Raw genomic sequence first — 24150 nt, forward strand, 5'->3', positions numbered from 1 at the left:
GATCATTAATAAAGCTTTAACGCTTGTGATTACTTATACTTTCGGTAGTTTTTGTTTACTTTTGATGCGTGATATCTCTTTCAATAATCGGTACCGGTAATGTAGCCTTTCATCTTGCGAATGCATTTAGCTCAGTACAAGGTGTTCAGCTTAATTATATAGTAGGACGTTCTACACATGCTTTGACTGATTTTAAACCATTAGCAAAAACAACAACCGATCTTTCTAACATATATTCTTCTAAAATTATTTTAATTGCGGTTAGTGATTCTAGTATTGCTGAAGTCTCAAAGAAAATTAAAAGTACCAATTCGTTAATCCTTCATACCTCTGGTAGTACATCTCTCGATATCTTAAATTTGCATAATCGCAGAGGAGTATTTTATCCACTACAAACTTTTTCTAAGAATAAGCATCTTATATATAAAGAAATACCGTTTTGTATTGAAGCTTTACTTCAAGAAGATGTTTTGGTATTAACTGAGTTAGCAGAGAAGATAAATGCTAAAACCTTCTCAATTAATTCAACCGAAAGAGCATCTTTACATTTAGCAGCCGTTTTCAGTAATAATTTTTGCAATCATATTTTGACCGAAGCTAAAATGCTTTGTGAGGATAATAATGTTTCATTTGACTTGCTAAAGCCATTAATGACCGAAACAATTTCAAAAGCCTTTTTATTAGGTCCTGAAAATTCCCAAACTGGTCCTGCTAAACGCGGGGATTTATCAACATTAGAAAAACAAAGAAATAGTCTGTCTAGCAGGCAACTTGAATTATATAATACCTTAACCCATTCAATATTAAAATTTTATGAGCGATAAAAGCTACAAAGAGCATCTTAAAGAGATTACCACCTTTATTTTTGATGTAGATGGTGTTATGACTGATGGCAGCTTGTTAATTAATACACAAGGTGAGATGCTAAGAAGTATGAATGTAAAAGATGGGTATGCCATCAAAACAGCACTAAACCATAATTTTAATATTTGCATTATTAGCGGTGGTACAAATGAAGGTGTTAGAAGTAGATTACAAGCTTTAGGTGTTACCGATATTCACTTAGGCGCTCATTCTAAAATTGATTTTTTAAATGACTATACGCAGAAGTATAATGTGAAGCCAGAGAATATTCTTTACATGGGAGATGATATTCCAGATTATCCTGTTATGAAACTCGTGGGTTTGCCTTGTTGTCCTCAGGATGCTGTTAAAGAAATAAAAGAAATATCAAAATATGTATCTCATAAAAAAGGAGGTAAAGGTTGTGTACGAGACGTAATTGAACAAGTACTTAAAGTTCACGGAAAATGGATGCAAGACTTTGATGCAGCATTAAAGGACTAGTTATTACATTCATTAGCTTAGTCGGTATTGATTTTGTAATCGATCATAGCAGATCTTAAAATAGTTAGCGCTTCATCTCTATCTCCAAAGCCGGAGCTACTCATTGCATTTGGACCTTTATAATTTGCAAACCAAGTTTTAATTATACTGCTTACGCCATTAAATTGTGCGTTTAACTCATCTATACTATTTAAATTAACAAATGGTGAATCATTGGCAACGGCTATGAGTTTGTCATCTTGCTCACCATTGTCTTTTAAATATAAAATCCCAATAAGTTTACATTTTATAACACTCCCTCGCTCAACTGGTGCACCCAAAACTAAAATATCTAAAGGATCACCATCACCACCGTTTTCTTTAGATAGTAATGTTTGTGGTATCATTCCATAATTACCGGGATAGCCTATGTACTGAACTATTCTAGGAATACTATCTTGTTGCTGCCATTCTAATGCTCCGGTTTTTTTATTGAGTTCCCATTTATCTAGAGATCCAGAAGGGATTTCGATCACAGCGTTAACAAAAGTGCTATCGTGCATCGCCGGGAAATCTTTGAGTAAATTTACTCTGGTACGAGATTCCGTTTTTCTTACGACCTCTTCTTTAGGTTTTGTATCTAAATTCTGTTTGCAATTAGAAAAACTGTAAATAAGTAAAATTAGAAGTAAAAAAATAATTTTCATCAGTTTAATAATTTATGGGAGCCATCGCAACGGGGTGATATTTTTGAAAATCCGCAAATACATTCATTAAAACCAAATCCGTTTACTATTCGTGATTTGTAAAGTTCAATACGCGATAATCTGGTTTTTGCTCGCTTAGCACCGGAGAAATAATTTAAATAAGTCTTTTGTTGATCTAATGATAACTTATAAAAAGCTTTTTCAAAAAGATAATCTAGACTAAATACCTGTTTCAGTTCAGATGTAACAATTTCTGAAATACTATTAATATTAGCGTTAACTCCTACTCTCGCAATCTCAATCGATTCCAGAACATAGTATCTTATTATTTCACTTGAAATCAAAACTTCTTGATCTGTACTAAACTTCATAACTCTTGATCGCTGACTATTTTTGCGTGGTGGCAATAGTAAACCTGGAGCATTTGGAGATAACCAACCATTTAAAATATGAACGGTACACTTATAATTTGTAGCACTTAGGAGAATAAGATTTTTTGACTTATAAGTAAAACAAGGAAGTTTCCACTTATAATTTTCGACCAAACCACAATCTAATAGCAAAGTTCTCAACAACATTAATGCGGAACGAAAATGACTATCATCTATGTAACTACTCACCTTTGGATTCATAGCCTGCTCTATATAACTTGAACTAAAGTTATAATTTATAATCATTGATAACACAGGTTATTAGTTTACATTATGTTATAAAATCTATAAATAATTTAGGTCCTTGAGGTAGTTATAAAAATTAAAAAAGCTGCAATCTCTATAGATTGCAGCTTTTTTAATTTTTAGATAAATAGCAGTTAATTTAAATATCTAGTTTTTATGATATTCCCGTGATGAATCTCATGACCACAAATGATAAATCCTGCAGCTCTTGCAGATAGCGCACTGTCACTAGCACTTCCTATATGCAGCAACGCCTCGTTACTAAAGCTTTTAAACAATAGGATAGAAGATTCTCTAACAATTTTATATTCCTCAAGAAGACTTTCCATCGATCGCTCGTTTGCTGCAGATGGTTTTATGTAATCATCTTGTTCAAAACCAGTAAGAGGCGTCTTATCACCACGTGCAATACGTAAGGCTCGGTAAGCAAAAATACGTTCTGTATCGATCACGTGAAGCAAGGATTCCAAAATCGTCCATTTACCAGAATCATACGAATAAGTCCATTTTTCCTCTTTAATACTTCTATAGAAAGAAAGGCAGATATCTTTACCTTCTTCTAAAGCATCTATTAAATCAATTTCAGGACTTACAAGTGAAATGTAATTGCTGTAATAGGGATTATACTCACTATGATTGAGATCTGTAAATTTCATAATTAAGCCGAATTACGACTAGCATTAATGTTTCCAAATAAAGAACGAGTTACCATTTTTTCAAACATTTCTAATTTTGCCTGATCTGGGTTTTCTTGTCTTTGCATTTCTTGAATTTTCTTAAGTGCAAATTGCTGTATTGTCAAGAGAGGCAATACGATACGCTCCCGCTCTTGAATAGAAGCTTTACCTGCCTGTTCTTCCTCCATTAGCTCAGAATATCCACTCACTTTTAATAATAAGCGCTTCGTTCGCTCGTATTCATCGTGAATAATATCCCAAAACGGACCAAATTCCGGATCATCGTGCATATAGGCTGTAAGACCAAAAAAGGACTTAGTCAAACTCATCATACTGTTTTCAAGCAATGTTCTAAAGAAGAGACTATTTTGATAAAGTTCTTGTACCTTATCAAAATCCCCTCGTTTTTCAAATGCTTCAATAGCGGTTCCCACACCATAAAACCCGGGTACATTTTGTTTAAGCTGTGACCACGAACCCACAAATGGAATAGCTCTTAAATCTGAAAAATTAAGCTTTTCGCTCTTTCCTCGTTTGCTAGGTCTACTTCCAATATTTGTTTTTGCGTAGTATTTTAAGGTACTCATGCGTTCTAGATACCCTAAGAAACTCGGATGTTCTTTAAAGTCTGAATAGGCTTTGTAACTTAATTCTGCAAGTTCCTCCATTGTAGAACGGTCTTCTTCAGGAAAGGCTTTTCCTTTTTTAGAAAATACGCCATTGAATATGCCAGAACTCAATAATTGCTCTAAGTTATATTGACAAGAGTCTGGAGTCCCAAAGTTTGAACTAATAGTTTGACCTTGTACTGTAAGTTGTATCTCTTCGTCTTCAATCGTTTCACCTAAAGAAGCATAAAATTGATGTGTTTTACCACCACCACGTGCCGGAGGTCCTCCTCTACCATCAAAGAAAATTACCTTAATTCCAAATTCGCGAGAAACTTTTGTGAGCTCTTCTTTAGCTTTAAAAATACTCCAATTTGCCATTAAGTACCCACCATCTTTAGTACCATCACTAAAGCCTAACATAATCGTTTGCTTCATATGTCGCTGCTTCAAATGTTTTGAGTAGGCCTCATTAGAGTAAAGTTTACGCATGACTTCGTGAGCGATCTTTAAATCAGGAACAGTCTCAAATAATGGAACAATATCTACCGAAGGATTTTCCCAACCTGTAAGGTGAAACATAGAAAATGCATGCATCACATTTAAACCGGTCTGGTTATTACTTATTATATATCTGTTGCAACTACGCTCCCCATTATGTTCTTGTATTTCACGCATTGCGTAAATACTTTCTAATGTTTTGCGAGCAATCTCGTCTTCTAGTGTTGACGGATCGATTTTGCCTTTTACATTTTGTAAAATTTCAATCTGCTCTGTTTCAGAAAGATTTTCAAAATTCTCTGGAAAAATCCCCAGGTTGTCAGCTGCACATTGCTTTACGATTTCCTCCATTACGTGCATATGCACGCGACTATCCTGGCGAATATCTAACACCGCAAAATGGAATCCAAACATCTTGATTTTGTTCAACAAATCATCTATCTGCTCAACAAATAAACCTTCATGACGGTCAATAACTAAATTGCGAATTCGAGTTAATGTGCTTGTTAATTCTTCTATAGAAATCTTTAATTGATCTCCTGGAAGGAAAATACTATCATAAAGTCTTCTTTCAATATCTGCAAGAGGTGCTTCAGTACCATTAAATGTTATTCTACGTCTAAGATTACGTACATCTCTGTAGTAATTTTTAATAATTGTGTTACGTAAGCGCGCAGCGACCTTCAGCGTAATTTCGGTAGTTACAAAAGGATTACCATCACGGTCACCTCCAGGCCAGAACCCAAGATCAATTACCTGATTGTCAAAGAACTCTCCTTTAAATACATTCTGCTGTAAATAGTTGTAAATATGACTAGAAGCTTTGTAAAATACATTTTCTAAATACCAAATAAGACTTACAGCCTCGTCATAAGGAGTAGGTTTTTCTTTTTTAAAAAACGGAGTTTTACCTAATTGAGAAAGTAGGTTTTTGATCATTTCCAGATCATTATTATTGATCGATTTACTCAAATCATTAATAATCCCCAAGACAGCTCCTGGATAAAACTGCGTAGGATGTGCAGTTAAAACAGGACGAATTTTAAAATCCTGTAAGTATTCTTTTAAATCGCCGGTTTTAGATTGAGCTTCTGCCTCCTCTTTTATATTCCGTAAAGTTCCGCGACCGTCCATATTATTTACCGTACGATAAGCAGCATCCTCAATAGCATCAAATAATACTACTTGACGTTCTATATATTGTATAAATCGAAATAATAAATCGTAACGTTCTTCTTCAGAAACATCACGCTGGTATTTATCGAAAAAATAATTTACGATTTTCTCCGGGTTGTATTTACTATCATAACCTCGCGTACAAATTCTATCAAAAAGGGGTAACAGTACACCGGTATCTGTAATGCCGTGAAACGGCAATGTCATAAATAGACTATTATAAACCTGATACTTTGATTTTACAAGATTGTTAAAACGTTCGAGTTTGGGTTGTCTGGACATAAAGTTAATTTGATTAGAAATAAAAATACCCTTTGCCAAATGAGCCAAAGGGTATATAAAATACATGCTTTGGTTTAAATTACAAGTCTTGGAAAATACTATGCATTAAACGCTTTTTGTCATTTATACTCTCATCTAAAGAGATCATTGTTTCGGTACGGTAAACACCTTCAATATCGTCTAATTGAAAGATGATATTTTTTGCATGCTCCGTATTCTTAGCTCTTACCTTGCAAAAGATATTAAATTTTCCGGTGGTAACGTGAGCAACAGTAACATAAGGTATTTGATTAATACGCTCAAGTACAAAAGTAGTTTGACTCGTCTTATTTATATATATACCTACATAAGCTATAAAAGAATATCCTAGCTTAGCGTAGTCTAGAGTTAGTGAAGATCCTACGATAATACCGGCCTCCTCCATCTTTTTAACTCGTACGTGAACCGTACCAGCTGATATAAGTAATTTCTTCGCTATATCTGTAAATGGAGTCCGTGTATTCTCAATCAGCATATCTAAAATCTGATGATCTACTTCGTCTAATTTGAATTTTGCCATTATTAGTTAATTAAATTATATATAAATCAAAAATAACACAAAATCACTGAATAATTCACAACAAATTATTCCTTTTTAGCGAAAACGTTGTAGGTAATTCCTTATTTGTTTGGATTTCTTCAATAATTGCTCCTATTTCCCAACTTATTTGATCTGCATTTAACAAGTCTAAATCTTTAAAATCATATTCAACATGACCTGTAAAGCCTTTTAAATCACCAATTTGATTAATTTTGGGAATGAAATTTAAAATGCCATTTATCAAGCTTTCTTCAAATTGAATGGCAACATCAGTAGTTCCTAATTGTGGGAGCTTTATTGAACGAATTATGTAGTCAAAAAAGCATTTTTGGTTCTCCGGTATGGAAAAATAACTATTACTAGATAGGTTTTTATGCATTTTAAGCATTGTAACCGACTCAAAAATGCGAATTAGTGATAAAAATATTAATGTTCTCGACTCTTCTCGATCATAATCTCCAGGGAAATGACCGGCCTCAAATAAAACCGTCGGAATATTATTTTGCTGCAACGTATCCCCTACACAATTTATATTAAAACCATCATCATATCGCCCCACACAACCTGGTATGAATTCCTGAAGCATCTCATTCATATCAGCAATTAAATGCATCCCAATTTTTCGGGATTGTGTAACCGTACGCAATTCGTCTTGAGAAGGCGACAAAAAAGAGATAATTGCACTTTTAGCAGGCTTGCCTACTCCAAATATGGTACGCTGTCCGTGTAAATTCAGACAATAGTCAGGTTTTATGTTCGTATATAATTCTTTTAAAATAAGACTTTCCGGCTGTGATAAATCCTGGGCATCCCTATTTAAATCGACTTTATTAGCATTTATACGAGTATAGGCCTCTGCACCATCTGGATTGAGCATAGGTACAAACGTAAATGTACACATCGCTAAAAGAGTACTTACAAATTCAGTTTCCTTGTAGTCATCTATATATTTAAATAGGTCAAACAAAGCTTTTGTAGTTGTACTCTCATTGCCATGCATCTGAGACCATCCTAAAACTTGAATTGCTCCGCTTCCAAAAGTAACCTTATCAATAGGTCTATTCTCTACGGAGTATCCTAAAAGCGCTACTTTAAATAGTGAAGGAAGATTATCTAATAGAGGTTGAATCTTATTTATGGTAATATATCGCCCATATAGCGCATCAACTTTGTGACTATCATGCCACGTTTTAAGAAAAGAATAATTCATTGTAAAAATTGAATTACAAATGTAAACATTAGATAATTTACAAATGTAAACACCTTAATTAAATTTAGTTGTTTACAAGTGTAAAATGTTTTATTGGGTTGTATACAGACCAATTAGGAAATATTCCGAAGCTAAGTTTAGTTATTATTAAATATCTATTTATAAGAATATTATAGTATATCATTTAAAGCTTTGATTTGTGTAATTATTCACTTGTTTACAATTGTAACGTTAGTGATATAGATTAATTATTTACATTTGTAACTTAATTAATTCGATAAGGATGTTACAATGGTAAACAGCGATCAATTTAGTAAACGCCTGCAAAAAGTAATGGATGAGTATGATCTTAATGCTACTTCTTTTGCTGATGAAATTGATGTAGGTAGATCTTCTATATCTCATATTCTATCTGGTAGAAATAAGCCAAGCTTAGAATTTGTTATGAAAATTATTGCTGCCTTTCCTGAAGTAGAATTATACTGGCTATTAAATGGCAAAGGAAGTTTTCCGAAGAAATCTGCTGAAACTACAAGTGCACCAATTAAGAATACTACCCAACTTCAGGCTGACTTCGATCTCATTACTCACGATGACGTAAAATCAAAAAATAATATACCACATGACGACTCTTATCGCGAGACCGAAAAGAATGATCAAATAGAACGTATCGTAATATTTTATAAAGATGGAACCTTCAAGAATTTCGTCCCTTAAGCTTTGTGATGTAAATTTGTATACTCATACACGACCTCCTTATGTTCTATAAATTCCTAATTTTTTCACTTCTTTTAATAGCTGTAAGTTGCTACACTCCTGAACGCAATTGCAAAGATTTTAAGACCGGCGAATTTGAATTTGAAACTTACCTGAATGGAGAAGTTGTAAAAACTACTTTTATACGTAACGACACGTTAGAAATTGATTTTTATGAAGGGAAAGCAGATTCATCAAGTATAAGATGGATCAATGATTGTGAATACATCGCCGAAAAAATTAATCCTACCTCAATGCGCGATCGTAAAGCATTACACTTCAAAATACTTACTACAAAAGATGACGTCTATACTTTTGAATACGCGCTGGTAGGAGAAAACAACAAGCAGAAAGGAACAGCTCGTAAAATCAACTAATTATTAATACTGCTTTATTAATTTTTAATTTTTTTAGTAGAATCACTTTTGTAATAAATTGTATCTAATCACTTTAAGTTGAGTATATTTAAAACTTAATGAAGGGTTTATGCCGCAATTTTACCGCTTAACGTATTTCAGTTGCATCCTATTACTGTTAGGAAATATTCTTATTGGTAATGCTCAAAAATCTTCAGATGAGAATCTAAAGCTTATTTTAAAAGAAAAATATAAGGCCTACGATTCATTACAAAAGTATACTGCACCCTTTAAGAAAGACTCTGCTTCTATCAATTCCTTAATCCGAGAGAGTAAAAAAAAATCCTACAAGCTTGGAGAATCCTATGGCGAGAATATGCTCGGTATTTACTTGAGAGATAATTCAAAATATAAACAAGCACTACATCATCATAATAAAAGTCTCAGCATTGCATTAAACATTAAAAATGTAGAAATGCAGGTTTCTGCGTTAAATATGACGGGTGTGGTGTACCGTCGTATTGATGCAGTTCGGTCTGCACTAGATAAACATAATTCTGCATTAAAACTCGCCGAGAGTCAGCCATTGCAAACCAAAGCTCTAACCAAAGGGATTTCTATATCCTTAAACAGTATTGGAAACATATATTTACTCTTACGTGATTATAAAGCGGCCGAAAATTATTTTAAAAGAGCACTTATTTATGAACGAGCTTCAGGTAGTAATTTAGGACTTGCTATAAATTATGCTAATCTGGGAATAGCCTATGAAGAGCGTGGTAAATTTGACGAAGCAATTTACAACTATAAAAAATCACTTTATCATAATGATTTGATGGATAGTGATTTAGGTAGAGTTATATGTAATAATAGTTTAGGTCAAGTATATCTTAAACAAGGAAAACCTACACTAGCTCTTGAGCTAATTGAGCCTACTATTGAGACGGCAAAATCTATAGGAGATAAATTCTATATTTCACTTGCTTATATAAATCTTGGATGGGCTAATAGCGCATTAGGTAGACATACAGAAGGAGAAAAATATCTCCTTGCCGGTATGAATATGGCCAAGGAAAATGATTTTAAACAGTTTCTAAGCATGGCTTACCTTCATCTTTCCGATTTAAATGCTGCTATAAATAATTACAAAAAAGCTCTGGAGTTTCAACGTCTTTCTCAGAAAGTACAAGAGGAGTATCTTAATGAAGCAAATCATAAATATGTTTCTGATTTGATAATGAAATATGATAGTGAGCAAAAAAAGAATACTATTAATTTACTGGAGCAGCAGAATATTTTTGCCGCTAAAGAACTTGATCAAAGCAGAAAAAGTTTTATTCTGGTTTTGGCTGTATTCTTTCTCTTTCTAATTCTGTTATTTATACTTTATCGTCATTATCACTTAAAAAGTCAGAAACGTACACTAAGTGCCGAGCAGAAATTAATGCGCTCACAAATGAATCCGCATTTTATATTTAATGCGTTGTTATCAATACGTATCTATTTACAGAATCACAATGTTACTGAGGCAATGGAATACCTCAATCAATTTTCTAAATTAATAAGATCAATATTGTCGAGTTCGTTAGAGAAAGAAATTTCATTAGACGAAGAATTAGAAACGATGCGCCTGTATATCAATATCGAAAACATTAGATTCTGTAACGAGATTGATTATCATTTAAATATTGATCCAGAAATAAATCTAAAAGCAATTAAAATACCTTCATTAATCTTACAGCCGTTTGTAGAAAATGCCATTTGGCACGGTCTGCAATCAAAAGAGGGATATAAAAAGTTGGACATAAGTATAAGCAAGAAAAATTCCAACTTTGTTAATATTACTATCGCCGACAATGGTATTGGTCGGAAGGAAACGACGAAAATTGATATCGAAAAATTAAATACTCAAAAAAAATCAATAGGTATAAACCTTACTTTAAAACGTTTAGAAAATTTTTCTAAAAATATGAAATATACTTATAAATTAAATATTATTGATTTGTATAATGATTATTACGACGCGCTAGGGACTCAAGTAGAATTGGATTTACCCTTAAACTAAGCGCTTAAAGAAATTATAGCATCACCCAAGTATTCTTTTAATACGGCTACAAGACGATCTTTGGTTATGGGTTTGCTCAAATATGCATTCATCCCAGATTTTAATCCCTTTTGAATAGCCGGCTTAGTCGTATCTGCAGACAATGCAAAAATAAGCACATCCTGGTTATACTTCCTAATTTCTTGGGTAGCCATAAAGCCATCAATTTCGGGCATATGGATATCCATAAATATAACCTGATAATCATTAAATTTTGCCTTCTCAATAGCTTCTGCACCACTGTAGGCTAAATCTGACGACAAACCCAAAAGTTTCAATAGTTGTGAAAGTAAAATGAGATTTAATTTATTATCATCAACTGCTAGTACAGATAGCGTTGTAGGGGTTTCTGGCATTTGTGAAAAGTTAAACAGAAAAAAATCCTGTTCTATATGGGGTTAAAATTAACTACAAAAAACACACTCTTAATAGTTTTAGCAAAGAAAAATACCAAAAAATATTAATAAACTTTAAGATATCAATATTTTTTGACAATTCACAAGTATATAACTTTGAGGCTTCCTTTAAAAATTATGAGTTTTTCGAATTATTCTTCATTAAAATATTGTTTTGCTCCTCTAACAGTTCGTTCATTCTAGCTAACAACTGAATATTCTTAGGTGTTTCTACTGTAGGGTTTTTTTCATCTTCACTTTTCGCTCTAAGGCTATTCATAAGCTTAACTACAATAAAGACAACAATAGCTATGATTAAAAAATCGATCATAACTGTTATTAAATCCCCATACCCTATTGCAACTTCCTCAACAGGTGTACCATCTGGCTTTGAGTAAGCATCTTTTAAAAGGATTTTTCTATTTGAAAAATTAACCCCGTCAGTGAGTAAAGATAATGGTGGTAACATTATTTTTTTTACAATAACATCAATTACGTCTTGAAAAGCTGCACCAATAATGACACCAATCGCGATGTCCACCATATTACCTTTTACAGCAAAGTTTTTAAATTCTTGTAATAAACCCATTTTTAAAATAAACTACCTTGTGAAAAATCTCCATCAATATCTTCTGTGCCGTCGTCATCAATTTTAGTATTAGATTCTTCTAATTTATTGGTAACTAAAACTTCTTCTTCTGGAATTTCAAAGGGTAATGGCTCCAATAAATTCAACTGTTTCAATTTCTCAGAATACAATTGATTACCCAAAGCATTAATACCTTTTACGGCTATGAATTCTTCAATATTGATGGTTTCATTAGGCTTTTGATCTTTATTCCGTTCTTTATAAAATCCTATTTCCAGCACAGGTCTATAATCTGTAGATACAAGCTCTAACTGCGTATTAGGATGATCTGATACGAACTGTTCTTCTTTTTCAGGATTATCTATTAGAAATCGTTTTAAATAATAACGCTCTCTATTTCCATCCCAATAAACCGCAGAAATCGGTTTCTCCGGAATCCATTTTTCCAATACAATCATTTTTTCATCAAAACGCGTGGTAAGTTCAGGAATTATAGTCTTTGCAAAACCATCTTGAGTGATTATCAATAATCGATCTTCCCCTTTAAATTCGCCAAGTAATTCTCCACGATCATCGACATTAATACGGTTCACACTATCATCAAACCAAATTTTACGAGGTCTTAGTGTGGAAATACCTTTTTCTTTTAGATCAATTATGCGCACCGAATGTTTTGTAACAATATTTCCATTCGCATTTCGGCCTTTAATTAGAACATCAGAAAAATCAAGATCAAATTTCAGTTTTTTAACATTGCCAATAGATCTTAGATAAACAGTAACTAATTCTGCTTCACCATTAGGATTAGCTGAAAAATACAGAATCTGTGAGCCTTTTTTACCTTTAGTCATCGGGTAAATTTTGTCACGTGTAATACTAGTCACATTAAAGCGTTTTACATAGGTAGCTCCACCAGGACCATCCTTGTAAATCATATTATATATAGTGCGTTTGTCTTTCTTCTTATAGACTGCGACATGAATAATATCTTTACCTACAAAGGTTTTTGAATCTACCTTTGTAACAATCATATTACCCTCTCGTGTAAATACTATTATATCGTCTATATCTGAACAATCTGTAACATACTCATCTTTCTTTAAGGAGGTACCCACAAACCCTTCTTTACGATTGACGTAAAGTTTAGTATTACGTATAATCACCTTTGAAGCTTCGATATCATCAAAGAGTTTTATTTCTGTTTGACGTTCTTTTCCTGCTCCATATTCCTTCTTGAGGCGTTTAAAATAAGCTATTGCAAAATCATTTAGATTTGCAAGATCATATTGTACTTGGGCGATGTCTCCTTCTAAAGCTTCTATTTTCTGCTGAGCCTTATCTATATCAAATTTTGAAATACGCTTAATTCGTATCTCGGTAAGACGTACAAGATCTTCTTCAATAACTGGTCTTTTGAGATGTGCTATATGTGGTTTTAGTCCGTTGTCAATAGCTTGTAAAACTCCTTCCCAGGTCTCTTGTTCTTCAATATCCCGATAAATTCGGTTCTCAATGAATATGCGTTCTAATGAAGCGTAATGCCATTGATTTTCTAATTCCTGAAGTTGAATTTCTAATTCTTGACGTAATAAATCTTTTGTACGCTCTGTAGAAATTCTTAGCATTTGGGAAACCCCAACAAATAGCGGTTTATTGTCTTCAATAACACAACCCAAGGGTGATATCGAAACTTCACAATTTGTAAAAGCAAATAAGGCTCCTATTGTTTTGTCTGGTGATAATCCCGGAGGGAGATGAACCAGAATTTCTACCTCAGAAGAGGTATTATCTTCAATTTTCTTTACTTTAATCTTTCCTTTATCATTCGCTTTTAAAATACTATCAATCAGTGATGTAGTGGTGGTTGAATAAGGTATTTCAGTAATTACAAGCGTATTCTTATCGAGTTGGTTAATTTTTGCTCGTACTCGTATTCTTCCTCCTCTTTTTCCGTCTTTATAATCACTAAAATCTGCTTCTCCAGCAGATGGAAAATCGGGTAATAATGTAAATTTCTTGCCCTGTAAATGTTTTATCGAACCATCTATAAGTTCAATAAAATTATGAGGTAAAACTTTTGTACTTAATCCTACGGCTATACCTTCTGCTCCCTGAGCTAACAATAACGGAAATTTTACAGGAAGATTTATAGGTTCTTTGCGTCTGCCATCATAAGAGGCTTGCCAATCTGTAATTTTTGGACTAAATAGTACTTCTAGTGCAAATTTAGATAATCGTGCTTCTATATATCTTGAGGCTGCAGCGCGATCACCGGTAAGCGTATTCCCCCAGTTACCTTGCGTATCTATCAATAAATCTTTCTGTCCCATTTGTACCATTGCATCAGCAATACTAGCATCTCCGTGAGGATGATATTGCATAGTATGACCTACAATGTTAGCTACTTTATTATAGCGACCATCATCCAGATCTTTCATCGAGTGCATGATACGACGCTGAACCGGTTTAAAACCATCTTCAATAGCTGGTACAGCACGTTCCAGTATTACGTAGGACGCATAATCTAAAAACCAATCTTTAAACATCCCGGTTACCCGGGTGATGGTTTCGCCTGAATTTGTTTCTTCCGGTTGCTCTTCTAAATTAGGATCTTCGTAGTTTTCGCTCATTGTTGCCTTCGGAAAGGTTAAATATTTATTTCAATTTAGATCGTAGTTTTAATTTTCTAAAACAGGATCTAATTCTACTTTTAAGTTATTGATGATAAATTTTTGACGGTCTGGAGTATTCTTACCCATATAGAATTCTAATAGCTGTTCTATACTTACCGCCTCATCCAGCATTACTGGTGCGAGACGAATATTCTCACCTATAAAATGTTTAAACTCATCTGGTGAAATCTCCCCCAGACCTTTAAATCGGGTAATTTCAGGTTTTCCGGTAAGTTCTTCGATAGCATCTCTACGCTCTTGTTCACTATAGCAGTAGAATGTCTTCTTTTTATTACGAACTCTAAATAAAGGAGTCTCTAAAATATATAAATGACCTTCTTTAATAAGTTCTGGAAAAAATTGAAGGAAAAATGTAATTAACAGTAAGCGTATGTGCATTCCATCTACATCGGCATCTGTAGCGATCACGATATTGTTATATCGCAAATCTTCCATAGACTCCTCAATATTGAGCGCAGATTGGAGCAAATTAAATTCTTCATTTTCATAAACAATCTTTTTGCTCATGTTGTAGGAATTTAATGGCTTACCCCGTAAACTAAAAACGGCCTGCGTGTTTACATCACGCGATTTTGTTATAGAACCAGAAGCAGAATCCCCTTCGGTAATAAACAGAGTACTTTCAAGATTACGTTCTTTCTTACTATCGGTTAGGTGCACGCGACAATCCCGTAATTTCTTATTATGTAAACTCGCTTTTTTAGCCCGATCTTTAGCTAGTTTACGAATACCGCTGAGTTCTGTACGTTCCCGCTCTGCCTGTAAAATTTTACGTTGAATCTTATCAGCAGTTTCAGGATGCTTATGAAGATAATTATCCAACTTTGTCTTGAGAAAATCATTTATATAAGTACGTACAGTAGGCAATTCACCACCCATATCTGTAGAACCTAATTTTGTTTTTGTTTGAGATTCAAAAACAGGCTCCATTACTTTTATACTTACCGCAGAAACGATAGACTTACGTATATCTGAAGCGTCGTAATTCTTATTGTAAAATTCTCTTAGTGTTTTTACAACTGCCTCTCTAAATGCGGCAAGATGGGTACCACCCTGGGTAGTATTTTGACCATTTACAAAGGAATGATATTCTTCAGAATACTGAGTGCGGCTGTGCGTTATTGCAACCTCAATATCATCTCCTCTTAGATGAATTATAGGGTATAGTGTATCACTTTCTGCAATACGATCTCCTAATAAATCTTTTAATCCATTTTCCGAATAAAATTTTTCACCATTAAAAACAATTGTTAATCCGGGATTTAGATAAACATAGTTTTTAAGCATTCGCGAGACATACTCATTTCTAAATTTGTAGTTTTTAAAAATAGTCTCATCAGGTACAAACGTCATTTTTGTACCACGTCTACGAGAAGTTTCTTCCAGAAACTCTTCGTTAACCAGATTTCCCTGAGAAAATTCGGCTGCTGCAGATTTACCGTCTCGCGAAGATTCTACTCTAAAAAATTCAGATAAAGCGTTAACAGCTTTAGTACCTACACCATTTAATCCTACCGATTTTTTAAATGCACGCGAGTCATATTTACCACCAGTATTCATCTTAGACACAACATCTACAACCTTACCTAGTGGTATACCTCTACCATAATCCCGTATGATCACTCGATTATTTTGAATACTCACTTCGATAGTTTTACCGGAGCCCATTACAAATTCATCAATAGAGTTATCCAGTACTTCCTTAAGGAGTATGTAAATACCATCATCTGCACTAGAACCATCACCTAATTTACCAATATACATTCCTGGACGCATACGTATATGCTCTTTCCAGTCTAATGATCTAATGTTATCCTCGGTGTATTTAGTTTCTTCTGCCATAAAATGAAGGGATGTTTGCTAATATAGGATTTCAAAAACGGTTTTAAAAGGGCGCAATGTCAAAGTAATTAACAAAGTTTTTAAAAATCGAATACTCGGTTGATTATCAATTTTTTTAACTTAAACTTTCACCATTAAGATCGGTGGTTAATACTTCACTCATATATTCAAAAAACGGAACTACCAGTTTAAAGTGTTCGATTAAATTTTCTTGAAAATTAGGAGCTAGCACTTCTTCATCAGTAAAATAATGATTTACAAAAAAGTTCTTATTTCGTATTAAATCAATATTAGGATCTTCTTTGCTGAATCCTTTTGGAGCAGTTTTGACTTGATCTTCAGTATTAAATCCGTTGAAAGCCTTTTTAAATTTTGGGGCACTTAAAATAGATCTTATAGGTGCTGCATCAAGTTCAAACTCCTTACGTATACGCAATAAATCTGCAGATGCCGGATTGAAAAAACCTCCACCCATAAAACTATTTCCGGGAGCAAGTTGAAAATAATAGCTTCCTCTTTTATGCACTCCTTCCCTACTAAAAATAACACTACGCGTCGTTTTGTAAGGTATTTTATTTTTACTGAAACGAATATCTCTGTTAATCCTAAAAACTTTTGCCCGCTCTATCTGGTCAAATGTATTTAGTTGATCTTTTGTTGAAGTGCAAAATGCTTTAAATTCTTTTTCAAGATTTTGGTAGGTGCTTTTATTGGCATCCATCCATTCCTTAACATTGTTTTCTTTAAGTTCTGAAAGAAAATCTAAATAGGCTTTTGAAATGGTAGTTGACATGAAACTAATCTGGGTTTACTCTGAATTGCGAACTCCAAAATTACGTTTTTTCAGAAGCTTTACATAGTAATAAATCAGGATAATACTTCAAAAACTAGATCACGATTATAACCATTTTTTTCTCTTAAAATAGTAGAGTAATCCCAGAAATACAAGAATCATTGCTCCCCATAAATAGAAGTAGCCATATTGCATTTGTAATTCTGGTATATATTCAAAATTCATCCCATAGATACCGGCCATAAATGTAAGCGGAATGAAGATACTTGCCATTATAGTAAGTACTTTCATAACCTCATTCATCTTATTGCTTATTGTAGTCATATACATATCCATAAGTCCCCAGGTCATCTCTCTGTAGATGTCGATACTATCTGTAACTTGCGTTACGTGATCATATAAATCTCGTATATAACTAATGGTTTTTTCATCGATAAGATTACTATCTATTTTCTCTAACCTATTTACTACTTCTCTAAACGGAAAAACCGCTTTACGCAACCTTAAAACTTCACGTTTTAATTCTTGTATGTCCTGAGTAATATCTTGATCTGCAGTATTGGAGAATAAAACATCCTCCAGATCTTCGATACGATCACTCATTGCCTCAATTAGCGTGAAATAATGATCCACAACTGCGTCCATTATTGCAAACATCAAATAATCTGAACCGGCATTACGCACGCGACCTTTTGCATTTGCTATACGTTGTCTTAACGAGTCAAATACATCCCCATCTGCTTCCTGAAAAGTGATTAAATAATTTTCCCCCACAACAAGACTTATATGTTCATTCATAAAAACACCCTCCTCATTGTAGTAAAGCATCTTAAAAACAATAAATAGATAGTCTGGATATTCATCAATTTTAGGTCGTTGATTAGTATCTACAATATCTTCAAGAATAAGTGGATGCAAATTATAATGCTGTCCTAACTTTTCTATTTGTTCAATATCACTTAATCCATTTACATTTATCCAAGATATATCACCGGGAATTTGCTTATTAAAAGCATTAGATACATCTTGAAACACTTCATACTTATGATTTTCTGGTGAATAATCTATAAGTTCTACTGTGACGTGCTTTTGATCTTTATAACCGGTATAAGTTAACGTACCCGGGATGTCATTTAATATCTTTTTGTGGGCTCTCTTGAGTTTTGGCAACTTCGGTAATCTCGGCTTTTTCAACTTAACACGTTTAGACATACAATAGATTTGAACAATTAAAAATAGAAAAAGTCCGTCAAAAGACGGACTTTTTTAAAGCTCTATATATCTACTAATTTACGCGTGTTGTAAATCGTGCTTCCCTTCGTTAATTTCTTCAATTACCTTAGCGTTAAATGCCGGTAAGTCATCAGGATTACGACTAGTTACTAAAGCTTCATCAACTACAACTTCTTTATCTACCCAAAGAGCTCCTGCATTTTCCAAGTCTTTTTTAATAGAACTGAATGATGTCATAGTACGACCCTCAACAACGTCTGCACTAATTAATAATTGCGGAGCGTGGCATATTGCACCTACTGGCTTTTTCTGCTTGAAAAAATCTCTTATAAATACGAGTGCATCTTCATTTCTTCTCAAAGTATCTGGATTAAGAACTCCTCCTGGAAGAACCAGTGCATTATAATCTTTTGCTGTTACCTCTGATAATGTTTTATCTACTTTATAGTCTTCAGACCAGTGATCTTCATCCCAAGCTTTAATTGACCCAGATTTCTCACTAACGATATGAACTTCAAATCCTTCCTTCTTCATTGCTTCTAAAGGAGATTTTAATTCACTTTCCTCAAATCCGTTAGTTGCTAATATTGCTACCTTTTTCATATCTAGTTTTTTTTTAATTTGTATTGTTTGATAACAAATTTAATAAGCAATAGAAGTACTGGTGGTTAATGCCAGGTTAAAGCAATCAAGGTAAGGGTTAAGCTTTGTTAAGAATACGCCGGATTAAGTTAAATTAAGTAAAGTTCACTAGTCAAGTGTTACCCGCTGTAATATTAGACCAGATGCTTGTGCAATATGAGTGAGCGTAAACGGAATTTCCCCATTTAGGCTTTTTTCAAAATCGAATAAGCTCATTTTTCTACTTCCTAAATCAAATAAGGCTCCCATCATCAAACGCACCTGGTGTCTTTTAAAACCCGCTCCCGTTACTCTAAATATATAAGAAGCTTCCGGAAAGAAATTGGCAGTATATAATGTGTTTTTTTCAATAGAAGCAGATTCAATAGTCATTACAGTTTGCGTCTCTGGAGTAGATTTATAGGCATAATTTCTATAATCGTGTTCACCTTCCATCAGCGCTACCCCCTGCTGCATAAGGGAAATATCTAATGTCCCTTTTAAATTAATCATAAACGGAGCACAAAATGGATGATTTTTTGAACCAAATGAAAATAGATAAATATATTCTTTCAGTTTTGGAGCTTGTATAATGTTTACGCCTTGATCTTTTTTCTCAATATCCAGTAACTTAATGTCCTGCGGAAGATTCTCATTAAACTCAGTCATAAAGGTCTCTAAGTTTAACGGAGCTTCTTTCAAAATAAGTTCTACGTAGGTTTCGTTTACAGAAACCTTAGAATCGGTACGACCGGCTGCAATGAATTTAAAATTGTTGCGACTCAATACATATCGTAAGGTGCGTTGCATCATACGTTGTATAGTTAACAGATCTGGCTGCTTTTGCCATCCGTGATATCTAAACCCTAAATATTGAATTTTGAGTAAGTAGTAGTATTCTTTATTAAACATGCTGCAAAAATAATACTTTATACAGAAAGCTATATTTCTTTAATGAGTTAGTGAAATTCTAGTCGGCTATTGCATATGTGCCCGTTCTATTCTTTAAATTTGGCTGTAATATAGAAGTAATGATAAATAAGAAAGAAATTGTAAATCAAATACGCTCGCACAAGCAAAATGCAAACCTTAATTTTAAATTAAAGGACGATGCACAGCGCTTTACGAGAGAATTATTTGCAACCCTTTTTAATTTCCCAAATGATCTGGATGAAGATTTAGACCATTTGGAGCGGCTTTTTGAGGACCTTGTTGAATTAGCCTGCTGGGAACTTGATAAAAAATGCAGTAAGGTATGGGATGAATACGTTAGTGAACTTCCAGAAATATTGCGCAAACTTAATTTAGATGCAAAAGCTATTTATGAAAATGACCCGGCAGCAGAAACAATCGAGGAGGTTTATTTAGCTTACCCAGGTTTTTATGCCATTGCAATTTACAGACTAAGTAATGCACTTTATAAAAAAGGATTTCCTATTGTGCCGCGTCTTATGACTGAATATGCACACCACGTCACCGGAGTAGATATTAATCCGGGAGCAACAATTGGGGAACATTTTTTTATGGATCATGCTACAGGTATTGTAATAGGTGAAACCGCTTTAATTAAGGATCATGTAAAACTTTATCAAGGAGTTACTCTAGGTGCGCTTAGTGTTTCTAAAAAATTACAAGCCACAAAGCGACATCCTACAATTGAAGATCACGTAACAATTTATGCCAATGCAACCATTTTAGGTGGTGATACGATTATAGGTGAACACAGTCTAATAGGAGGAAATGTTTGGTTAACAAAATCTGTACCTCCCTTTTCTTTGGTTTCTCACAAGCCAGAAATTCTAATTCGCGAACTTGAAAAAAAATAGAATTTTATATTCTAATTAAAGATTATGAATTATTCCATAGAACGTCTTATAGGAAATACACCTCTTGTAGAATCTCGTGTTTTACAAACTAATCCTAAAGTAAAACTATTATTTAAATTGGAGGGTCAAAATCCCGGCGGTAGTGTAAAAGATAGAGCTGCATATAATATGATTACCAGTGCTCTTGAGCGTGGGGAGATATCTAAAGACTCAAAATTAATAGAAGCTACCAGTGGAAATACCGGTATTGCACTGGCAATGATTGCATCTATATACGGCTTAAATCTTGAAATTGTTATGCCTGAAAATGCAACAGCAGAGCGTGTACAAACTATGCGTGCATATGGGGCTACTGTAATACTAACGCCCAAAGAAATAGGAATAGAAGGTGCACGAGATTTAGCTGAAGATAAGGTTAAGAATGAAGGATATTATATGTTTAATCAGTTTTCAAATGACGATAATTGGAAAGCACATTATAAAACTACAGGCCCCGAAATATACCACGATACAAATGGTCAAGTAACTCATTTTGTCTCCTCTATGGGAACTACAGGTACTATAATGGGAACATCTACCTACTTAAAAGAACAAAACGCTGCTATTCAAATTATAGGTGTACAACCCACCGATGAATCTAGCATCCCCGGAATACGCAAATGGCCAAAGGAGTATCTTCCAAAAATATTTGACGCCTCAAAAGTTGATCAGGTTTTAGAAGTAAGTGAAACCGATGCGCGTCTAATGGCAAAACGTCTGGCAAAAGAGGAAGGGATCTTTAGTGGTATGAGTAGCGGCGGAGCTACTGTAGCTGCTTTACGCCTATGTGAGCAACTTGAAGAAGGTATTGTTGTATCAATAATATGTGACCGTGGAGACCGTTATCTTTCATCAGATCTATTTGATTGATTATAGAAACTAAAATACTTCAAGAGCAGTTTACCGGTTTTTTAAAAACAGGACAACTTCATTTTAATGAGGAACTTCTACCCTATTCCAGTCTCAGTCTAGAACCTATTAACGAAACTCTTTCTCAAGATTTTGTAATGCCTGAAAATATTAGGTTAGGTCAGCGAATGGAGGTTTTTATGGAAGACGCCTTAAAAAAAAGTAGTTATGACATACTTGCAAAGAATCTGCAACTCATAAAAGATAAAACAACGCTAGGTGAGTTAGATTTTATTTTAATAAATAAAAAATCTCTGGCTTTCGTACATCTAGAAATGGTTTATAAATTTTATTTATATAGACCGGAAATTTCAGGATTCTGGTGGGATAAACTTATTGGTCCCAATGCAAAAGATCAACTGACCTATAAACTTGATAAATTAAAACAACAACAATTTCCAATCGCCTTAAAAAGCTATTCAAAATTAATTTTAGAAGAAGTTATTGGAGAATTTGAGGAACTCAAACAACAACTCTGCTTTAAAGCTCAGATTTATATACCTATTAATTTTACTAACACTCAAGAGACTGAAAGTTTTAGTGAATGTATTGCGGGTACCTATTATTTAATAGATGAACTCAACCTACTGGACATTGAATCTTTAAGATTCTATATTCCTGTTAAAAATGATTGGGTACGAATGCCTGATGATAATGAAGTAACACTTGATTACAACGATTTTTACAAAAAAATAAGCGCTGCTCTAAAAGAACAGCGCTCATATATGTTTTGGGTTAAAGATTACAATAGTATTTTAGTAACTCGTCACTTTGTAACCTGGTGGTAATTAAATCTTAGTAACTCTTACAGCATTCATACCTTTTTGACCACGTTCTAATTCATAAGCAACTTTATCATTTTCATTAAGCTCTCCTTCTAGGATACCGCTAACGTGAACAAAGTATTTCTCTTGATTTTCTGTGTCAATAATAAAACCGAAACCTTTTGAGTGATCAAAAAAGGATACTTTACCTTTTCTAAATTTAGCCTCTTCAGCTGCAATTTTGTCTTCTTCAGTAGTTTTAGGTACACTAATTTGTATATCTTCTATATCTACTTCTACACGTAATGAAGGATCTGGAGGAGTATCTGTTAGATTACCGTTATGATCTACATAAGCAATCATATCTTCAAAATTTCCGCCTACAGAATTTGCTTTTCGCTCTTCTTTACGTTTTAATTTTTCTTCACGCTTTTTAATACGTTTCTTTTCTCTTTCTGTCTTGCTATAAGTCTGTTGTGATTTAGCCATTATCTGTTTTAGGTGAATAAATACTCGTTTAGATAAATTTGTGAGGTAATGACACGTACGATATGAAGAAAGGTAACTCAAATTACCCGGATTATATCTGTCGTAGTCACGATCTTCTTAGCAGAGTGCTAATAAATCTAAACTTTGGTAAAGATACAAATTTTTACTCATTTATAATAATATATAAGACACCTAAAGTAATAACCAAATTAATTTATTTTAGAAATAATGAGAGCTTCACAAAAGAATTAGGATTAAAAATTTTTAGACAACAACAAGTAAGTAATACTTTTCTTACTTGTAATTAATTTTTAACTGATAATTAGCAGATTAAAGTATATTTACATACTTTTAACTTATTAATACTTCTCCGTATCATGAATCTTAAAATTTATTGTTGTTTCCTAGTTGTATTCTTTGCTACATATTCTTCATTATTTTCTCAAAATACTGCTGTAGGTATAGGAACTACAGATCCAAGAATGAAGCTAGAAGTTGCTGGTGATGCTCTTCTTCGCTCTGGAGTAAGAATTGGAGTGATAGACAATTTAAAAGATGATGATACTTCTACTTTCCTTGTTCAGGAAGGTAACGCAAGAATTAAATCACTAGATGTAAGTAATCCTACTGGTGCAGCATTGGGATATATTCAAGTATACGAAATATACAATCCCAACGAAGACTGGGTTCTTGATTTTGATACTAAAGTAAATGCTACAGATTTTGTTTTAAATGCGATCTCTGCCTCCTACGACCGTGAACTTGACCTTAATAGAGATTCAACAATTCCGTATTATTCGGCATTTATACAAAATGACACTTGGCATATCAAAGCAGATTTTCCAGCTGCTAATAATAGAAATTCTGCAGAAAAAGGAACGTGGACGGTTACAACTCTAATTTACTCTAATGATCTTTCTAAACAATTTGGCAAAATAGACATTTCTATGGATGGTGGAACTGCACAAACCGCTGCTAATCCTTTTATAAATTAAAT

Annotated in this window: 24 protein-coding genes; 9 read left to right on the forward strand and 15 right to left on the reverse strand. The window is 33.6% G+C overall.

Annotated elements, in window-relative coordinates; genetic code table 11:
- The first annotated feature begins 68 nt into the window (after positions 1-68).
- On the forward strand, positions 69-824 hold the full coding sequence (locus tag DSM00_RS05375) for a Rossmann-like and DUF2520 domain-containing protein (RefSeq protein WP_128757000.1): 756 nt from the start codon (positions 69-71) through the stop codon (positions 822-824).
- Positions 814-1347, forward strand: coding sequence for a KdsC family phosphatase (locus tag DSM00_RS05380; RefSeq protein ID WP_128757001.1), 534 nt, complete (start codon positions 814-816; stop codon positions 1345-1347). Before DSM00_RS05375 ends, DSM00_RS05380 begins: the two co-directional genes overlap by 11 nt.
- Before the next feature lie 17 nt (positions 1348-1364).
- Here DSM00_RS05380 and DSM00_RS05385 read toward each other — a convergent pair whose 3' ends face one another.
- The 6 genes from DSM00_RS05385 to DSM00_RS05410 all read right to left on the reverse strand — a co-directional run bounded on the left by DSM00_RS05385 (position 1365) and on the right by DSM00_RS05410 (position 7744).
- On the reverse strand, positions 1365-2033 hold the full coding sequence (locus tag DSM00_RS05385) for an inorganic diphosphatase (RefSeq protein WP_128757002.1): 669 nt from the start codon (positions 2031-2033) through the stop codon (positions 1365-1367).
- A complete protein-coding gene (locus tag DSM00_RS05390) occupies positions 2033-2710 on the reverse strand; it encodes a YdeI/OmpD-associated family protein (protein WP_206633788.1) in 678 nt (225 codons plus the stop codon). The genes DSM00_RS05385 and DSM00_RS05390 overlap by 1 nt, the downstream gene beginning before the upstream one ends.
- Before the next feature lie 134 nt (positions 2711-2844).
- Positions 2845-3366: a DinB family protein gene (locus tag DSM00_RS05395; RefSeq protein WP_128757004.1), complete on the reverse strand. Its 522-nt coding sequence runs from the start codon at positions 3364-3366 to the stop codon at positions 2845-2847.
- A 2-nt stretch (positions 3367-3368) separates the two neighbouring features.
- Positions 3369-5954 (reverse strand): phosphoenolpyruvate carboxylase, encoded by a 2586-nt coding sequence (locus tag DSM00_RS05400; RefSeq protein WP_128757005.1) that lies wholly within the window; start codon positions 5952-5954, stop codon positions 3369-3371.
- Positions 5955-6033: 79 nt separating this feature from the next.
- The gene (locus DSM00_RS05405) at positions 6034-6513 is read right to left on the reverse strand and encodes an Lrp/AsnC family transcriptional regulator (protein ID WP_028375239.1); all 480 of its coding nucleotides are present in this window, start codon (positions 6511-6513) and stop codon (positions 6034-6036) included.
- A 55-nt stretch (positions 6514-6568) separates the two neighbouring features.
- Positions 6569-7744, reverse strand: a complete 1176-nt coding sequence (locus DSM00_RS05410; protein WP_128757006.1) for a M14 family zinc carboxypeptidase — start codon at positions 7742-7744, stop codon at positions 6569-6571.
- A 291-nt stretch (positions 7745-8035) separates the two neighbouring features.
- Here DSM00_RS05410 and DSM00_RS05415 point away from each other — a divergent pair, with 291 nt between their 5' ends.
- The 3 genes from DSM00_RS05415 to DSM00_RS05425 all read left to right on the forward strand — a co-directional run bounded on the left by DSM00_RS05415 (position 8036) and on the right by DSM00_RS05425 (position 10921).
- The gene (locus DSM00_RS05415) at positions 8036-8461 is read left to right on the forward strand and encodes a helix-turn-helix domain-containing protein (protein WP_128757007.1); all 426 of its coding nucleotides are present in this window, start codon (positions 8036-8038) and stop codon (positions 8459-8461) included.
- A gap of 41 nt (positions 8462-8502) precedes the next feature.
- Positions 8503-8877: a DNA topoisomerase IV gene (locus DSM00_RS05420; protein ID WP_128757008.1), complete on the forward strand. Its 375-nt coding sequence runs from the start codon at positions 8503-8505 to the stop codon at positions 8875-8877.
- Between the two features lie 109 nt (positions 8878-8986).
- Complete coding sequence (locus DSM00_RS05425; RefSeq protein ID WP_128757009.1) at positions 8987-10921, forward strand: tetratricopeptide repeat-containing sensor histidine kinase; 1935 nt, start codon at positions 8987-8989, stop codon at positions 10919-10921.
- On the opposite strand, the gene DSM00_RS05430 is transcribed toward DSM00_RS05425, so the two are convergent.
- The 8 genes from DSM00_RS05430 to DSM00_RS05465 all read right to left on the reverse strand — a co-directional run bounded on the left by DSM00_RS05430 (position 10918) and on the right by DSM00_RS05465 (position 20038).
- Positions 10918-11316, reverse strand: coding sequence for a response regulator (locus DSM00_RS05430; RefSeq protein ID WP_128757010.1), 399 nt, complete (start codon positions 11314-11316; stop codon positions 10918-10920). The genes DSM00_RS05425 and DSM00_RS05430 overlap by 4 nt on opposite strands.
- 175 nt (positions 11317-11491) lie before the next feature.
- Positions 11492-11944, reverse strand: a complete 453-nt coding sequence (mscL, locus tag DSM00_RS05435; RefSeq protein WP_128757011.1) for a large conductance mechanosensitive channel protein MscL — start codon at positions 11942-11944, stop codon at positions 11492-11494.
- A gap of 2 nt (positions 11945-11946) precedes the next feature.
- Positions 11947-14574 carry a DNA gyrase/topoisomerase IV subunit A gene (locus DSM00_RS05440; protein ID WP_128757012.1) on the reverse strand — a complete coding sequence of 876 codons (2628 nt, stop codon included), beginning with the start codon at positions 14572-14574 and terminating at the stop codon, positions 11947-11949.
- A gap of 48 nt (positions 14575-14622) precedes the next feature.
- Positions 14623-16479 (reverse strand): DNA topoisomerase IV subunit B, encoded by a 1857-nt coding sequence (locus tag DSM00_RS05445; RefSeq protein WP_128757013.1) that lies wholly within the window; start codon positions 16477-16479, stop codon positions 14623-14625.
- A 115-nt stretch (positions 16480-16594) separates the two neighbouring features.
- Positions 16595-17272, reverse strand: coding sequence for a DUF2461 domain-containing protein (locus tag DSM00_RS05450; protein ID WP_128757014.1), 678 nt, complete (start codon positions 17270-17272; stop codon positions 16595-16597).
- A 105-nt stretch (positions 17273-17377) separates the two neighbouring features.
- Positions 17378-18484 carry a magnesium/cobalt transporter CorA gene (gene corA / locus DSM00_RS05455; RefSeq protein WP_128757015.1) on the reverse strand — a complete coding sequence of 369 codons (1107 nt, stop codon included), beginning with the start codon at positions 18482-18484 and terminating at the stop codon, positions 17378-17380.
- 78 nt (positions 18485-18562) lie between these two features.
- Positions 18563-19108, reverse strand: a complete 546-nt coding sequence (locus tag DSM00_RS05460) for a type 1 glutamine amidotransferase domain-containing protein (RefSeq protein WP_128757016.1) — start codon at positions 19106-19108, stop codon at positions 18563-18565.
- Positions 19109-19255: 147 nt separating this feature from the next.
- A complete protein-coding gene (locus tag DSM00_RS05465) occupies positions 19256-20038 on the reverse strand; it encodes a tRNA pseudouridine synthase A (RefSeq protein ID WP_128757017.1) in 783 nt (260 codons plus the stop codon).
- Between the two features lie 119 nt (positions 20039-20157).
- On the opposite strand from DSM00_RS05465, the gene epsC reads away from it, so the two are divergent.
- From epsC to DSM00_RS05480, 3 genes are read left to right on the forward strand one after another with little or no spacing between them, the layout of a single operon-like run.
- On the forward strand, positions 20158-20952 hold the full coding sequence (gene epsC, locus DSM00_RS05470) for a serine O-acetyltransferase EpsC (RefSeq protein WP_128757018.1): 795 nt from the start codon (positions 20158-20160) through the stop codon (positions 20950-20952).
- Positions 20953-20976: 24 nt separating this feature from the next.
- Positions 20977-21861, forward strand: coding sequence for a cysteine synthase CysM (gene cysM / locus DSM00_RS05475; protein WP_128757019.1), 885 nt, complete (start codon positions 20977-20979; stop codon positions 21859-21861).
- Positions 21858-22688 (forward strand): DUF1853 family protein, encoded by an 831-nt coding sequence (locus DSM00_RS05480; protein WP_128757020.1) that lies wholly within the window; start codon positions 21858-21860, stop codon positions 22686-22688. Before cysM ends, DSM00_RS05480 begins: the two co-directional genes overlap by 4 nt.
- Here the strand turns inward: DSM00_RS05480 and DSM00_RS05485 are convergent, their stop codons facing one another.
- Complete coding sequence (locus tag DSM00_RS05485; RefSeq protein ID WP_128757021.1) at positions 22689-23153, reverse strand: cold-shock protein; 465 nt, start codon at positions 23151-23153, stop codon at positions 22689-22691.
- A 377-nt stretch (positions 23154-23530) separates the two neighbouring features.
- Between DSM00_RS05485 and DSM00_RS05490 the strand changes: the two genes are divergently transcribed.
- Positions 23531-24148, forward strand: coding sequence for a hypothetical protein (locus DSM00_RS05490; RefSeq protein WP_128757022.1), 618 nt, complete (start codon positions 23531-23533; stop codon positions 24146-24148).
- Positions 24149-24150 lie beyond the last annotated feature (2 nt).

Source organism: Leeuwenhoekiella aequorea (assembly GCF_004104375.1).
In the GTDB taxonomy this organism is placed as follows: Bacteria; Bacteroidota; Bacteroidia; order Flavobacteriales; family Flavobacteriaceae; genus Leeuwenhoekiella; species Leeuwenhoekiella aequorea.